Below are 14,569 nucleotides of genomic sequence, written 5' to 3' on the forward strand. Positions count from 1 at the left end.
GACGTGCCGCGTTTTCTTATACCGGGTGAAGAGAAACATAGAAAGAAAGCTCGAGCTTTTATTATAGAATATCAATTATTTGGTGGCCTCATTCTGCCTTCACCTCCAATCTGTTTCTTTGTTTTATTACACTGCAAAAAATACTAATTAAGGCGCTTACTCTGGTCGCGATTAATTAGTATGCAGCTGAATCAACAAATTCATCAGGATTTCCGGTTACGTCAGGACCTATTTTAATTATAAATTCAATTTTAACAAAAATAAAAAAGGACAATCTCAAATTAATGAAATCATCCTCTTTATACTAAAACTTATCTTTGAAAATTGAATCTGATTTAGGGATTGATGTTATTGTGAATTATGGTGATTAAATCTAGTTTTCAATAACATTTTTAATTTCATCAAGATAGTCTTCTTTTTTGTTGACTTTTGTGGCTACGGTAATGTCTTATGATATTTATATTTTTTGTGTTGTTCAATAGTGCAAATATAGCGGCAGCATACAGAAATATATTGGTGTTTTTAATGCAGAAACTAGGTAAATTTAAAGCTAAAAAATACAACCAAAAATGTAAATACTTGAAATACTTACAATTACAATTTAAAGTCATTATTTTATGAGAACTGAAGTTACATTATAACTTCATAAAAAAACAGTAAAAAAGGAGTGAAATATTATGCATTCAATCTAATTACGATGTCCCAAACAAGCAAAACCTTAGATTAATGGCTATATTTGGACGACGTAACTCAAAACCTACATATTGCAGAAATATCGTTTTTTAGGGTAGGATCAAAAAATATTAATCTACATGAATGACAAATATTTAAATTTAGAAAATCAAAATAAGTCTCATTTTTTACAGTTTACATTATTAATTAAACTCATATAGGTATTATTTGTTTCTTATTAATTATTTTTTTACTACTATCTTACAAAAACTGCAAATGACCTTCTATCGCAACTTTTATATTTCCCTTCGATTCTTTTCAATTGTTTTTATAGCTCCATTGTTTTTAATTACCATTGAAGCACAATCAGAAAATGGAATTAGGGAGATTCAATTGCAAAAGATCCACAGTATTAAAGCTGAAATTAACGATGATAAAAAGGATTTAAATTATGTTTATCAACATATAGAATTAAGTCAACTATTATCGAGTATTGAAATGTATGAAGAAGCACTCTACTCTATAAATGTTGCTATGGAAGTTTCCGAAAGTCTTAATCAAAAGAAGGCCACAGCTAGTGCCCTTACAACCTTGGGGTCAATTTATTTTGATCGCGAGGATTATATAAATGCGCTTCCAATTTTAATTGAAGCCGATAAAGAATTAACAAAATATAATCAGGAAAAAGATCTCAGTTTTAATTATCAATACCTTGGAGAAACCTATTTAGAATTAGGGGATACGGTTTCGGCAATCAGTGCCCATAAAAAGGGGCTTGCATTATGCGAAAAATTGAATTTTCAATATCGAGAAGCGTTTTACTCAGATTATTTGGGACACATTTATTTTCATCAAGATAATTTTGAATTAGCTATTGAAAATTTTAAAAGAGCTTTAAGAATTCATCAACAGAAAAAAGTATCTTTCAAAATCTCGCTATCTGCTGGAAACCTGGGTCTTTCACATTTAGAAATAGGGAATAAACGGGAAGCTATTCATTATTTACTTATTTCAAAAAAATACTATGAACATGATAAAAATGTCAAAGGCGTACTTTGGATGAATTCTTTAATATCAGATGTTTATAAAGAAATTAGAGAATTTGAGAAAGCACTAGAATTCAACAACAACAATATTGAAATCTGTAAAGATATAAGTGACACTTTGAGATTGGCCATTGCCTATAAACAACGAGGTGAAATTTCCACTGCCCATCGGAAATACAAAAAATCGGAATATTATCTCGATAAAGCCCGTTTTATATTCGAGAAGCTCAATGAAGATAAACACATTACTGAATTACTTATCAGTACAAGTAACTTGTATTTTGAGAGCAAGAATTACCCTAAGGCTATAAAATTCTTGAATCAAGCAAGAATTTTAAATGATAAAAATATCAAGGATCATAAATTATCTATTGATATAAGTAGAATATATGGTGGAATACTTGCCAAAACAGGACAAGCTGAGAAAGCAAAGGTTGAATTAGAACACGCACTTGCACATTATATCTCCTCTAAATCAAGATCTCACCTCCCATTTATCTATCAACATCTTTTTATTGCCGACAGCATTTTAAACGACTATCCTTCTGCATTGAAGAATTACAAATTATATACAGCCAATTTTATAAAAGAAAATCGCGACCAACTAGATACTGAAAGGTTGGCCTATCAATTTGAATTTGAAAAAAAGGAAGCCATTGCGGAGGTTAAATTAGAAACTAAAAATGCAGAAAGAAATCTTGCTATAGTTCTTTTGGTACTCACCTCACTACTTACTATCATAATTATTTATTTCTTTAGGTTAAGACAAAAAAACATTAAAATTCAACAAAAAAACATTGAATTTGAAAAGAGAGAAGTCGACCAGATTAAAAAGACGGAAGAATTTAAATCGAGATTCCTTACCAACATCACTCATGAATTTAGAACACCACTAACATTAATTAAAGGACATTTAGAAATTTTAAAAACCAATACGGAAATTGGCGAAGAAAAAAGATTAGTTGAGATGGAAAACAGCAGTGACAGGTTGCTTCAGCTCATTAATCAGTTAATGGAGTTATCAAGAATGGAAGAAGGAAAATACCAACTTCATTATCAAAAAGGATTTCTAATGAAAACTTTGTTAAAGTCAAAAGAGACCTTCGAAACCCTTGCCAAACAGAAAAACATCACTTATAATTATCAAAACAAATTAGATGAAAATTTTGACATTGAAAATTTCGTTTATTCCCAAGAAGCTATAGCTACCATAGTTTCTAATCTGTTATCCAATGCATTGAAATTCACCCCTAATAATGGTCAAATTGAATTAATTCTAGGAAATATAGATGAGGAAACAATATTTATCCATGTAAACGATTCAGGATTAGGAATTTCACCCGATGATATTAATAACATTTTTGAAAGATTTTATCAGGTTGAAACAGAAAAACAAAGAACTTTTGAAGGTTCTGGAATAGGTTTAGCTTTTGTAAAAGAACTTGCGCTTTTACATGGAGGAAGTGTAAAAGTTGAGTCAATAGAAGGTGATGGCGCTAAATTTACAGTAACTTTAAAAAGTGGTCAATTTGACGTGGATTCACTTCAACCCAAAATAGAATCAAGTTTAGCAGCAAACATTTCATATTCTGACACCTCACAACACAACTCCGAAGAGGCAAAGTCCGATAAACCAATCATTCTAGTAGTTGAAGATCAAATTGAAATTCGTAAACTAATTACGGAAAGCTTAAATGAAAATTATCAATTCTTAGAAGCTGAAAATGGAAGAAAAGGAATAGAATTAGCAGAAAAATGCCTTCCAGACCTCATTATTAGCGATGTTATGATGCCCGTCACAGATGGTTTGGAATTAAGTAAAGAATTAAAAAACAATATTGCTACATCTCATATTCCGATTATACTGTTAACAGCGAAATCTGACATGAAGGATAAAATTTCAGGGTTGGAAATAGGTGTTGATGATTACCTTACCAAACCATTTTTGATTGCTGAAATCAAATTAAAAATTAGAAATATTTTATTAACCCGAGAAAATTTCAGAAGGTCATTCAACAAAAACACGATAATTTCTAAGGATGAGAACATCAGTAAATTCAATGATAAAGAACGAGAATTTATAGAAAAAATTGAAAAAATAGTATTCAGTAATATCAACAATCAACAATTTGGAGTTCCAGAATTAGCAGAAGAGATGTACCTCTCCTCTAGCCAGATTACCAGGAAACTCAATAGTTTGATCGACACTTCACCAGCAAAATACATTAGAAACATTAGACTTGAGAAAGCGAAAGAACTTTTGAAAAACGGTTACAATGTTTCAGAAACGGCTTGGGAAGTGGGTTATGAAGATCCAGTTTATTTTAGTAAAACCTTCAAAAAACACTTTGGTGTCGCTCCTTCGTTGGAAAAAAAATGATATTCAATTTATAATAGCTTTAGTTCTTTCACAAATCCAATTTGTGGGATGCCAAGAATTTTCGGAATTATCCCCATTAATTAGAGTCAAGAGTTTTCTAAAGTAATTTCAACCACTAAATTTAATAGATTAAAACTATTTCTCCACCTACAAAATATCTGACAGCCATCTAAAATTAAGACTTCCACGTTCAAACAAGATGGTCAAATAGTAATTGCGATTTCATAAATTAAAAACCTAATTAATTGCCCTCCAATTTTTCTAAAAAATATAACCCAATCCATAAAAAAATCCTGAAACCGAACTTCGATCTCAGGATTAATATTCACTAATTCACTACTTTAAATTTACGCAATTATCTGCCTCCTGATCTTGGAGAGGTTGGAATTCTCGGTGATGTACCTCCAGTTCTTCTTGGAGTTGAAGGACTTGGTTGAGTTCTTGGATAATTTCTTCTTGGTGGTGATACACGCACTCCTGTACCGATAAAAATAGAAGGTCTCACTCTAATTTGTGAATTGGTAGATTTCTCTTCATTCTCCTTTAAACCATCACCATCTTTATTTAATATAGGCTCTTTTGAACGATTAGCTTCTTTTGGAGCAACATAATCGTCAGTCATAGCGATTGGTTCCAAACCTAAATGACCGTAATCATAAACGGCTTCAAACATATCTTCTTCTGCCACTCCAGCTTCTCTAGCTTTTCGTAATCCTTCTTCAATTTGCTCGTCTTCTAATTGTGCCAGAGTTAATAATTCTTTCGGGTAACGAATACTATCAGGTATATTAACCATTTGCTCTCTTAATAAAGAAGTGGATTCATCCAATTGAAATTCTCCTCCATAAGTTCTAGTTATGAAAAACAATTCTTTTGAAACTCTTTCCAGAACAACAGGGTTTCTTCTGTTACTTCCAAAAACATCTTCTCTGTTCATTTCACCCGACTCTCTTGTCAATTCAGAATCTGTTTCACGGTCATAAACAACCAAATCATTTTTTCGGTCTCCATCATTGTTTCCCAATAAACCGTAGTAATTTGAATTACATTGAGGAACATAAACATTTAAATCGAATAATTTAGAATCTTTAAATGAACGTTCAGAAATACTCAATTGCTCACCAGTAGGCCATTTTACAAGATATTTTCCTTTTGAATAATTCACTACTCCACCTTGAGGAAGAGCAAGGTCAGTTTTTTCTGTTTGAATTTCTTCACCGTTAATATGAATCATTTTTTCCTCACTATCTTTCGAAACTGATGTAAAAGTTAACAAATCTCCATTTATATTCATTGCAACAGCACTATTTAAAGCAACGCTACTACTTGTTCTCATTTGTTGTGTTTGAATCATAAATGAATTGTCTTCCGATGCAGTTAATAAATAATCACCTGCATTCTGAAAATCAAAACTTTCTCCATCGAATGTTCTCATGTGAGGATCACCACTCGATTTTCCATCTCTATTCATTTCACATCTAGAAGATTGTAAATAATCAGACCATTCTTTCCAGTAATATCTTTCACCAGAATGGGTGTTTCTTTCGTTTTGTAATTCTGTTGCGGCAATTCGCTCCATTCTATCAATACGATTATCATCCATTGTTTGTAATAATTCGTATGATGTTTGATTCACTCCAAAAGGTCGCTCTGGTTGTTTTTCATGCATTACAATTGCAGCCATGCTTTCATAAAGGTATTCCCCTTTTTCAGTATTCCATGCTTTTAAAATTTCTTTTATATGATCAGAGTCTTGCCTTTCGAAAGGAACAGGGTCTGATTGAATATTTGCCCATAGTGATAAGGCAAACAGCTGTACGAGTAACAAAGTAAAGTATTTCATATTTCTAAATTTATGTTCAAATATATGCAATCCAATTTTTATACCAAAAAAGCCCCGACGAATCCGTCGAGGCTTTAAAATATAATTAATCTAATTTTTATTTTACCATCACCTTAGGCGCAGCGCTCAAAATTTCTTCTGATGCATTGCTTTCAAAAGTTTCAAAGTTTTTCACAAATGCTTGTGCTAACTCATTCGCTTTTTTATCAAATGCTGCCTTGTCTTCCCATGTATTCACTGGATTTAAAATTTCAGTAGGCACGTCTGGACATGAAGTAGGCATATTTAAACCAAATATTTCATCTGTAATGTAATCTACTTTATCCAACTCACCAGTTAAGGCTGCAGTAATTAAAGAACGTGTATATTTCAATTTCATTCTTGAACCAGTTCCATAAGCACCACCTGACCAACCAGTGTTGACCAACCATACATTTACATCATTACTTTCAATTTTATTTCCTAGCATCTCAGCGTATTTCGTTGGATGTAAAGGCAAGAAAGGAGCTCCAAAACATGCAGAGAATACAGTTTGTGGCTCAGTAATTCCAGCTTCAGTTCCAGCAACTTTTGCAGTATAACCAGAAATAAAGTGATACATCGCTTGACCTGAAGTCAATTTAGAAATTGGAGGCAATACTCCAAATGCATCACATGTTAAAAAGAAAATATTTTTTGGATCATTTCCTTTAGAAGGAACCATAATATTGTCAATGTGGTGGATTGGGTAAGAAACACGAGTGTTTTGTGTTATCTTATCACAATCGTAATCTGGAGTTGAAGAATCTTCATGGAAACCAATGTTTTCCAAAATTGCTCCAAATTTAATTGCGTCATAAATTTGTGGTTCTTTCTCAGCTGAAAGATTGATCGTTTTTGCATAACAACCTCCTTCGAAGTTGAATACACTTCCGTTATCAGCCCATCCATGCTCATCATCACCAATTAAACGACGATCTTCATCAGATGATAAAGTTGTTTTTCCTGTCCCTGAAAGACCAAAGAAAATTGCAGTGTCTCCATCTTTTCCAACGTTAGCTGAACAGTGCATAGAAAGTACATCTTTCTCGAATGGAAGAACATAATTCAATACAGAGAAAATTCCTTTTTTGATCTCTCCTGTATATCCTGTTCCACCGATGATTATCATTTTCTTAGTGAAATTTATCACTGCGAAGTTAGATTGTCTTGTTCCATCAATTTCTGGATCAGCCATAAAATTTGGAGCGCATACTACATGCCATTCAGGTTTGAAATTTTTAATTTCTTCATCTGTTGGACGTAAAAACATGTTATAAGCAAACATGTTAGACCAAGGCAATTCAGTTACTACACGAATATTCATTCTGTAATCATCATCTGCACAAGCATAAGAATCTCTAACATACATGTCCTTATCCGTAAGGTATGCTTTCATTCTATTGTAAAGTGCATCAAATTTATCTGCGTCAAATTTCTTGTTAACTTTTCCCCACCAAACAGTGTTTTCAGTTTTTTCATCGCAAACGATAAAACGATCTTCTGGTGATCTACCTGTAAATGTTCCAGTATCAACAGCGATTGCTCCCGAATCAGTCATTATTCCTTCACCTAATAGAATTGTATCTTCTACTAATTCCGCTGGAGTCATGTTCCAATAAACATTTCCTAGGTTTCCTAATCCAATGTCCGACTTTAAATTGGTATTCGAACCTCTTTTACCAAATTCATTCATAATTTTATATTTACGTTGAGCTTTATTTTTACAAAAATAAGCGATATTAATCGCATATACTTAATTTATCTTGTATTTTATTCACAATGCTTTTTTAAATGTTGAAAAACTATGACTTATAAGTCCTTAAGTATTTAATCAACATGGTCAACCATCCGAATATCATAATCATTCCTCCAATCGGAGTAATTGGTCCAATAAATTTATTGATTTCAACTCCTGCAATAGGCAATAAGACCAATGCGAAAATTGAACCGGAGAATAAAATCGTTCCCCAAAGAATTAAATTAAATTGAAAAGAAATTTCAAAATCAAATTTATGGGCAATTCCAGCAACTGCCAATGCAGCTATTCCATTATAAAACAAATAATTAGCACCCGTGTCAAAACTATCTATTTGACTTTCAGAAACTCCAATTATTTTTAGATAATGGGCTCCCATCGCGCCAAGAATAATTCCAAGTACAATAAATATTAATCCTATTAAAATAAACTTTTTATCACTCATTCATCAAGTTTTTTGCATTCATTAAAGCGGCTTCATTAATTTTACTCCCACTCATTAATTTGGCTATTTCCTCAACGCGTTGATCATTTTCAATTCGATTTAGATAGGTTTTCGTAATCCCCTCCTCATCTTGTTTTTTAACCAAAATGTGATGTGTCCCCTTACTTGCCACTTGTGGCAAATGGGTTATCGCCATTAATTGCATGGTTTCTCCCATTTTCTTTAAATGATCTCCAATTTTTTGAGCTACTTCACCAGACACTCCCGTATCAATCTCATCAAAAATAACTGTTGGTAGTTGTTGTTTCTGAGACAATAAATATTGAATCACTAACATCAATCTAGATAATTCTCCCCCAGAGGCAGATTTTTCAATTATCTGAGGAGTCATTCCTTTGTTAGGAGCAAAATAAAGCGAAATATTATCTGTTCCAAATTCTCCTAACTCAATCGGTTCAAAATCAAATCGAATTGTTGCTCCAACTAGTTTTAATTGATTGAGCAATTCAGCAACTTCTTTTTCAAGTTTTTTAGCTACTTTTTTACGAGAAGCAGATAATACTTCAGCATATTTTAATGCTTTAGTGTTCACTATTTGAAGTTCAGCATTCATTTCTTCAATTCGCTCGTCTATATGTCCAGAATCCTCAACTTCCTTGACCAGAGAGTTAAACAAATCTAGTAATTCACTTTGAGAATTTAAGTTGTGCTTTCTCATAGCAGAATTGTAAGCGTCCAATTTATTGATATAACTATTTAAAGTTTCTGGCTCTAAAGTCATTTCAGATAAATCATCTTCTGCAATTGCAGCGATATCGTTAAGTTCTAACCTTACCGATTGAATACGTTCTATTAACTCTCCTACTTTTGGATCATTGACATTGGCATTTTTAATTAGTTTACTTAGTATACTAATCACTCCTTCATCATCGTCATTTACCAAATGAGAAATTATTTGATAAGCGGATTTAATTTCTTCAAATTGCTCTCCTCTTTCAACTTCTTTCTCTATGCTTTCGTAATCCTGTTGTGTTAAGTTAAGTTTTACAAGTTCATCCAATTGGAAAGAATTAAACTCATGTTCTAATTCAAGTTTTGATTTACTTTCTTCTAATCTTTTAATTTCCTTTTTCAACTTTCTAGCTGAACTATAAACAGATTTTAAGTCGGATAAAGTGGAACTATTTTCTGCGATAACATCCAAAATTGACCTTTGAAATGCAGTATCTTTTAATGCTAATGTATGGTGTTGAGAATGAATGTGTATTAATCCTTGAGTTAACTCCTTTAATACATTCAGTTGAACTGGCGTGTCATTAATGAAAGCCCTTGACTTCCCTTTCGCATGAATTTCTCTTCTGATAATTGTTTCTGACTCTAAATCTAAGTCATTTAACTTAAAAAAGTCTGCATAAGCTTTTTCATTGATCTTAAAAACAGCTTCAACGATAGTCTTTTTCTCAACATCTCGAATCACTGAATAATCGGCACGTTCGCCTAAAATCAATTTAAGTGCACCAAGCAAAATTGATTTCCCTGAACCTGTTTCACCAGTAATTACGGTGAAACCACTTTCTAATTCAATTTGTGCATTCTCTATTAATGCAAAGTTCTTTACCGATAATCGATTAAGCATTATTCAAGTATTTCTTGGTATTTAGAAGAATTGGCTGGATCTAATCTTTTCAAAGTATTCACCAATTCAATTTTCTGTTTTCTATCTGCTTCTCCATAAATCCCTTTCAATTCATCTCTTTTAGACTGAACAAAATTGAGAATATTTACAGATCCAGGACGTGAATTATTTACGGCTAACAATTTATTTACAGCTGCAGAAATGTTTGTTTTTGCCAACTCTTGATTGTTAAACATATTATCTAAACCATCTCTGTGATATTCATAGAAAGTTTCTCTTAAAGGTGAGAAAAGCTCCTGTAAAGTATTATCTATTAGCCAATATCTATTTCTTCTCCCTTTTTCACTTGATCTCCAACCTAATCCACCACCACTTTGAGCCAAAGTAACAATATTCTGAGCCTTATTAAAGTTAGGGTCTCCCGCTCTAAGCGAAAAGGAATCTGCGTCTAATCCAATAATGTAATAAGCATAAAATGCCAATATTGAGGTAAGATTACTGGTAAATTGATTTTCTGAAAATAATATTTGTGCATTTCTTTGGTATGCAAAACTCACATCCTCATCAAGGAAATTGATTAATGTAGTATTATAGGTAGAATTGTAAACTGGTCTTGTAGCCTGAACTTGAAGTGAACCTTCAAACACACCATTCCCAGAAACCTTTGTGATAGACAATTGAAACACACAATTTATACGTTCTTCGACTTCATATTGATCTTTCGTCCAGCTTGTACTATTCATCAATTCGAAAATGGATTGCTCTAATTCACTTAGAACTTCTTGCTCAGTTGTTGTGATATCTACACCTGGCTTAGTTACCACATTCACTTGACAATTCAATTCTTGTCCAGAAACATACAGTATTGATAGCAAAGATATTATAGTTAGGATAAATTTCATTTCTTTAATTTAATTAGATAATCCAATATATTATTGGCAACTACTTTCTTTGAAGATAACTCAAATTTAGTAGTTTTATTGTTGAAGTCCAACAGTGTAATCTTATTTGTATCGTGACCAAATCCAGCACCCTCATCCTCAAGGGAGTTCACAACAATTAAATCTAAGTTTTTCTTCTTGAGTTTCTCAGCGCCATATTCGACTGCATTGTTTGTTTCTAAAGCAAATCCAACTAAGAATTGATCCTCAGATTTTGATTGACCAATTGTTTTAAGAACATCTGGATTTTTAATCATCTCTATGGTCATTTCATCAGATGATTTTTTGATTTTTTGTTCTGCAATAGATTTTGGTCGATAATCTGAAACTGCTGCTGCGAAAATTCCTCCTGTACAATTTGGAAAATTCTTTTGAGCAGCTGCTAGCATTTCATCCGCAGTTTTAATATCTATTCTTGTAAGGTTTTCGTGATGAATTTCACATTGGGTTGGGCCAGCAATTAAAATAACTTTAGCTCCTCTTTCCAATAAACTTTCAACAATTGCAAAGCCCATTTTTCCGGTAGAATGATTCCCTATAAAACGAACAGGGTCAATTGCTTCGTATGTAGGTCCGGCGGTTACCAAAACTTTATGACCTTCCATAGTACTTGAAATACTAAAGAAAGATTCCAATTCTTCAACTATGGTTTCTGGTTCAGCCATTCTTCCTTGACCAATTAGCCCACTGGCCAAGAATCCTTCCTCTGCGGGAATCACCTTAACACCATGACTTTCTAATTTCCTAAGATTTTCAGTAGTGGTTTCATGTGAATACATGTCTAAATCCATAGCTGGAGCCACAATCACAGGACATTTAGCTGATAAATAAGTAGCGGTCAACAAATTATCACAGTACCCATTCGCGATCTTCGCCAAGGTATTTGCCGTTAAAGGTGCCAATAAAATGACATCTCCCCATGCTCCCATTTCCACATGATTAGTCCACTCCCCATTGTCTTTATTCCAGAAATCAATATAAGCAGGATTTTGTGACAGCGTAGAAACGGTTAAAGGTGTGATAAAATCAGAAGAGGCAGAAGTTAAAATACATTTAACTTCTGCCCCTTTTTGTTTTAATATTCTGATTAGAAACGCAATTTTATATGCAGCGATACCTCCTGAGATACCAATAACAATGCGTTTTCCTTTTAACATTGTAGTTTTTTACTCTTCAATTTTACGCTCAATTGTAATTTCTCCTCTTTCGAATTCATCTATTGCCATAGAAACTGGCTTAGGAAGACGCTCATAGAAACGAGAAATTTCAATTTGCTCTCTATTTTCGAAAATCTCTTCTAGATTATCTGTAGTAGATGCGAATTCTTGAAGCTTATGAGTTAACTCATCTTTTAAATCAACATTAATTTGATTTGCACGCTTTGAAAGCACAACGATTGATTCATAGATATTGTTAGTTCCTTCTTCTAAGTCTACTGTATCCCTAGTAATTGTTGAACGTTCTGCTCTACTATTTTTAAAGCTCATATTTATAAAAAATTATTTAACTATTGACTATTTCCTTTTCTGCTCTTTTTTGATAAGCCCTTGCCTTTTCAAGTAATTCTGAGTCAGGATATTTTTTGGCAAAGTTATCAAATCTTTTCAATGTTTCCTCAAGATAGTTTACTTTTTTCTGTTGCGAAGATGTTCTTGACATTTCATATGCATCAACAATATCATTATAGGCATATTGCTCTGCAACAAATATTAATTCTTGAGCCAGTTCATCATTGTATCTACTTGTTCGTCTAGCGTATGATTCATCTGCAAAAAGGTAACTATACTTTGCATAGGACTCCATTGCATTTTCTATTCTTTCTTTCTTTTTATCAAGAACACTACGCATCGCTAATTCGTGGTAATTTCTGAATTGTATAAATGCAGCCTCTTTGATAAAACTTGATCGTGGATAATCTTCAAGAAATGACTCGGAGGAAGCTACTGCTGCCCTACTGTTTTCTGTTCTATCATATAGTTCTACAGCTTCAAATCTTTTCGTTTCCAATTTAAATCTTAATCGATCCATAGTTCGATTACAAGAATCTATCAATTCACTTTCTGGATAACGTTGAACAAACAACTGAAGATCATTTAATGCTAATTCCGTTTCCTCTTGATCTAAAGATGGCTTTGGACTGTTTTTTACTGAACAAATTGCAGTCATAAACAAAGCTTCTTCGGCATTTTCACTAAAAGGATAACGCATTGTGAACTGGTTAAAATAATATCCAGCCATATAATAGTCTTCAACTTCGAAATATGATTTTGCGATTCTATAATAAGAAACCTCACCCTTATCCGTTTTTGGATAACGCTGATAAATCTGCTCATACAAAGTCATTGCTTTGGTGTAAGTTCCTTTTTCATACATACGGTTAGCATGCAAGAACTTCTCGTCGTAATTGTCTCCCTTTACAATCTTCTGATAATCACTACAAGAGAATAACACACTCATTAAAAGTGATGCGGAAAGTATTTTAAAAATCATTTTCATCGCTGCAAAAGTATAATATTTATGCCTGTAAATGCAAATTTTTGAATAGTTTAACTAAAAGCGCTTTGTTAATAGTACACTTAAACGAAATTTAGTCATTTAAATTTAAGGTTTAATTCGGCGTTTTAAATGAACGAAGCAATTTGCTAGGAATTGTGTTTAATTCCTAAATGTTTTTGATAACTATTACATTGTTATGATAAAAAAACATTTCCAATTGGTTTGGGATTCATTAAGTCTTAATAAACCCACTTCATAAATATCACACATGTTATCCACAAATATGTATTACAATAGTTTCTTTTATTTTCGAAAAAAACATAGTTTAGCACCATGAAGAAAATATATCATAATAGTATACTATTTACTTTGCTTACGTTTATAAGCTTACAGACAATAGTTGCTCAAATTCCACCTGGATATTATACTCCAGCAGATGGTTTAAATGGAAGTGCATTAAAATCGGCTTTAAATAACATTATTAAAAACCACAATGAATTCCCATACTCTAGTAGCGGAACAGATGTATGGGATATATTAAAAGAAACCGATAGAGACCCAAATAATTCTAACAACGTAATTATGCTTTACACCGGGAATTCTGTGAATGGACCTGCCGAATATGACAACAACAATGGTTGGAATCGTGAACATGTTTGGGCAAAATCTCATGGTGATTTTGGAAATGCACAAGGTCCAGGAACTGATGTCCATCACCTTAGACCATCCAACATTCAAGTGAATTCAGATAGAGGTAATATGTGGTTTGGAAACGCCACTACCCCACATCTTTTAGGAGGTACACCAACTGGTAATTTCTTTAATTCTTCTCAACACCTTTGGCAACCAAGAGCAGAAGTAAAAGGCGATGTTGCAAGAATGATATTCTACATGGCTACGCGTTATGAAGGACAAAACGGAGAGCCAGATTTAGAGGTCATCGATTATTTACCATCAAACAACAATACCTCCGACCCTGTTCACGCACTACTTTCTGATCTATTGGAATGGCATTTAGAAGATCCTGTTGATGATTGGGAAAGAAATAGAAATGACATTATCTACTATGACTTTCAGAACAACAGAAACCCATTTATTGATCACCCAGAATATGCTCAGTTAATTTGGGGTGACCAAACTTCATCCAACGTAATAAATCAATTGGAGCAAACACACAAAGAAATACTTAAAATAATCGATATTACTGGTAGAGAAGTTACACCTAAAAGCAATACTATGCTCATCTATATCTATAATGATGGTTCAAGAGAAAAGAGGATAATCACCCAATAATCAAGTTTATAAAAAATCATAAAATAAGTGTCACACGAAA

10 protein-coding genes are annotated in these 14,569 nt (G+C 32.8%); 2 read left to right on the top strand and 8 right to left on the bottom strand.

The genetic code is table 11. From position 1 onward, the window contains the following. Positions 1–948 precede the first annotated feature (948 nt). Entirely contained in the window at positions 949–4,098 is a 3,150-nt protein-coding gene (locus C6368_RS02865) for a tetratricopeptide repeat protein (protein ID WP_107037674.1), read from the top strand. A 355-nt stretch (positions 4,099–4,453) separates the two neighbouring features. On the opposite strand, the gene C6368_RS02870 is transcribed toward C6368_RS02865, so the two are convergent. The 8 genes from C6368_RS02870 to C6368_RS02905 all read right to left on the bottom strand — a co-directional run bounded on the left by C6368_RS02870 (position 4,454) and on the right by C6368_RS02905 (position 13,230). Further along, complete coding sequence (locus tag C6368_RS02870) at positions 4,454–5,941, bottom strand: VWD domain-containing protein (RefSeq protein ID WP_107037675.1); 1,488 nt, start codon at positions 5,939–5,941, stop codon at positions 4,454–4,456. A 97-nt stretch (positions 5,942–6,038) separates the two neighbouring features. Continuing rightward, on the bottom strand, positions 6,039–7,655 hold the full coding sequence (gene pckA / locus C6368_RS02875; RefSeq protein ID WP_107037676.1) for a phosphoenolpyruvate carboxykinase (ATP): 1,617 nt from the start codon (positions 7,653–7,655) through the stop codon (positions 6,039–6,041). Between the two features lie 109 nt (positions 7,656–7,764). Continuing rightward, positions 7,765–8,163, bottom strand: a complete 399-nt coding sequence (locus tag C6368_RS02880; protein WP_107037677.1) for a DUF423 domain-containing protein — start codon at positions 8,161–8,163, stop codon at positions 7,765–7,767. Continuing rightward, positions 8,156–9,799 (bottom strand): DNA repair protein RecN, encoded by a 1,644-nt coding sequence (gene recN / locus C6368_RS02885; protein ID WP_107037678.1) that lies wholly within the window; start codon positions 9,797–9,799, stop codon positions 8,156–8,158. Before recN ends, C6368_RS02880 begins: the two co-directional genes overlap by 8 nt. Continuing rightward, entirely contained in the window at positions 9,799–10,701 is a 903-nt protein-coding gene (porD, locus tag C6368_RS02890) for a type IX secretion system protein PorD (RefSeq protein WP_107037679.1), read from the bottom strand. Before porD ends, recN begins: the two co-directional genes overlap by 1 nt. Then, a complete protein-coding gene (gene coaBC, locus C6368_RS02895) occupies positions 10,698–11,897 on the bottom strand; it encodes a bifunctional phosphopantothenoylcysteine decarboxylase/phosphopantothenate--cysteine ligase CoaBC (protein ID WP_107037680.1) in 1,200 nt (399 codons plus the stop codon). Before coaBC ends, porD begins: the two co-directional genes overlap by 4 nt. A gap of 9 nt (positions 11,898–11,906) precedes the next feature. Continuing rightward, entirely contained in the window at positions 11,907–12,227 is a 321-nt protein-coding gene (locus tag C6368_RS02900) for a DNA-directed RNA polymerase subunit omega (RefSeq protein WP_107037681.1), read from the bottom strand. 16 nt (positions 12,228–12,243) lie between these two features. Beyond that, positions 12,244–13,230 carry an outer membrane protein assembly factor BamD gene (locus tag C6368_RS02905; RefSeq protein ID WP_159038400.1) on the bottom strand — a complete coding sequence of 329 codons (987 nt, stop codon included), beginning with the start codon at positions 13,228–13,230 and terminating at the stop codon, positions 12,244–12,246. 339 nt (positions 13,231–13,569) lie between these two features. Between C6368_RS02905 and C6368_RS02910 the strand changes: the two genes are divergently transcribed. Continuing rightward, on the top strand, positions 13,570–14,529 hold the full coding sequence (locus C6368_RS02910) for an endonuclease I family protein (protein WP_107037683.1): 960 nt from the start codon (positions 13,570–13,572) through the stop codon (positions 14,527–14,529). Positions 14,530–14,569 lie beyond the last annotated feature (40 nt).

Source organism: Brumimicrobium mesophilum (assembly GCF_003025005.1).
Lineage (GTDB): Bacteria > Bacteroidota > Bacteroidia > Flavobacteriales_D > Crocinitomicaceae > Brumimicrobium > Brumimicrobium mesophilum.

What these genes read in the sequence shown, in the direction of transcription:
- C6368_RS02865 (WP_107037674.1), top strand. Translation starts at nt 949, where the DNA reads ATGACCTTCTATCGCAACTTTTATATTTCCCTTCGATTCTTTTCAATT.
- C6368_RS02870 (WP_107037675.1), bottom strand. Translation starts at nt 5,941, where the DNA reads ATGAAATACTTTACTTTGTTACTCGTACAGCTGTTTGCCTTATCACTA.
- pckA (WP_107037676.1), bottom strand. Translation starts at nt 7,655, where the DNA reads ATGAATGAATTTGGTAAAAGAGGTTCGAATACCAATTTAAAGTCGGAC.
- C6368_RS02880 (WP_107037677.1), bottom strand. Translation starts at nt 8,163, where the DNA reads ATGAGTGATAAAAAGTTTATTTTAATAGGATTAATATTTATTGTACTT.
- recN (WP_107037678.1), bottom strand. Translation starts at nt 9,799, where the DNA reads ATGCTTAATCGATTATCGGTAAAGAACTTTGCATTAATAGAGAATGCA.
- porD (WP_107037679.1), bottom strand. Translation starts at nt 10,701, where the DNA reads ATGAAATTTATCCTAACTATAATATCTTTGCTATCAATACTGTATGTT.
- coaBC (WP_107037680.1), bottom strand. Translation starts at nt 11,897, where the DNA reads ATGTTAAAAGGAAAACGCATTGTTATTGGTATCTCAGGAGGTATCGCT.
- C6368_RS02900 (WP_107037681.1), bottom strand. Translation starts at nt 12,227, where the DNA reads ATGAGCTTTAAAAATAGTAGAGCAGAACGTTCAACAATTACTAGGGAT.
- C6368_RS02905 (WP_159038400.1), bottom strand. Translation starts at nt 13,230, where the DNA reads ATGATTTTTAAAATACTTTCCGCATCACTTTTAATGAGTGTGTTATTC.
- C6368_RS02910 (WP_107037683.1), top strand. Translation starts at nt 13,570, where the DNA reads ATGAAGAAAATATATCATAATAGTATACTATTTACTTTGCTTACGTTT.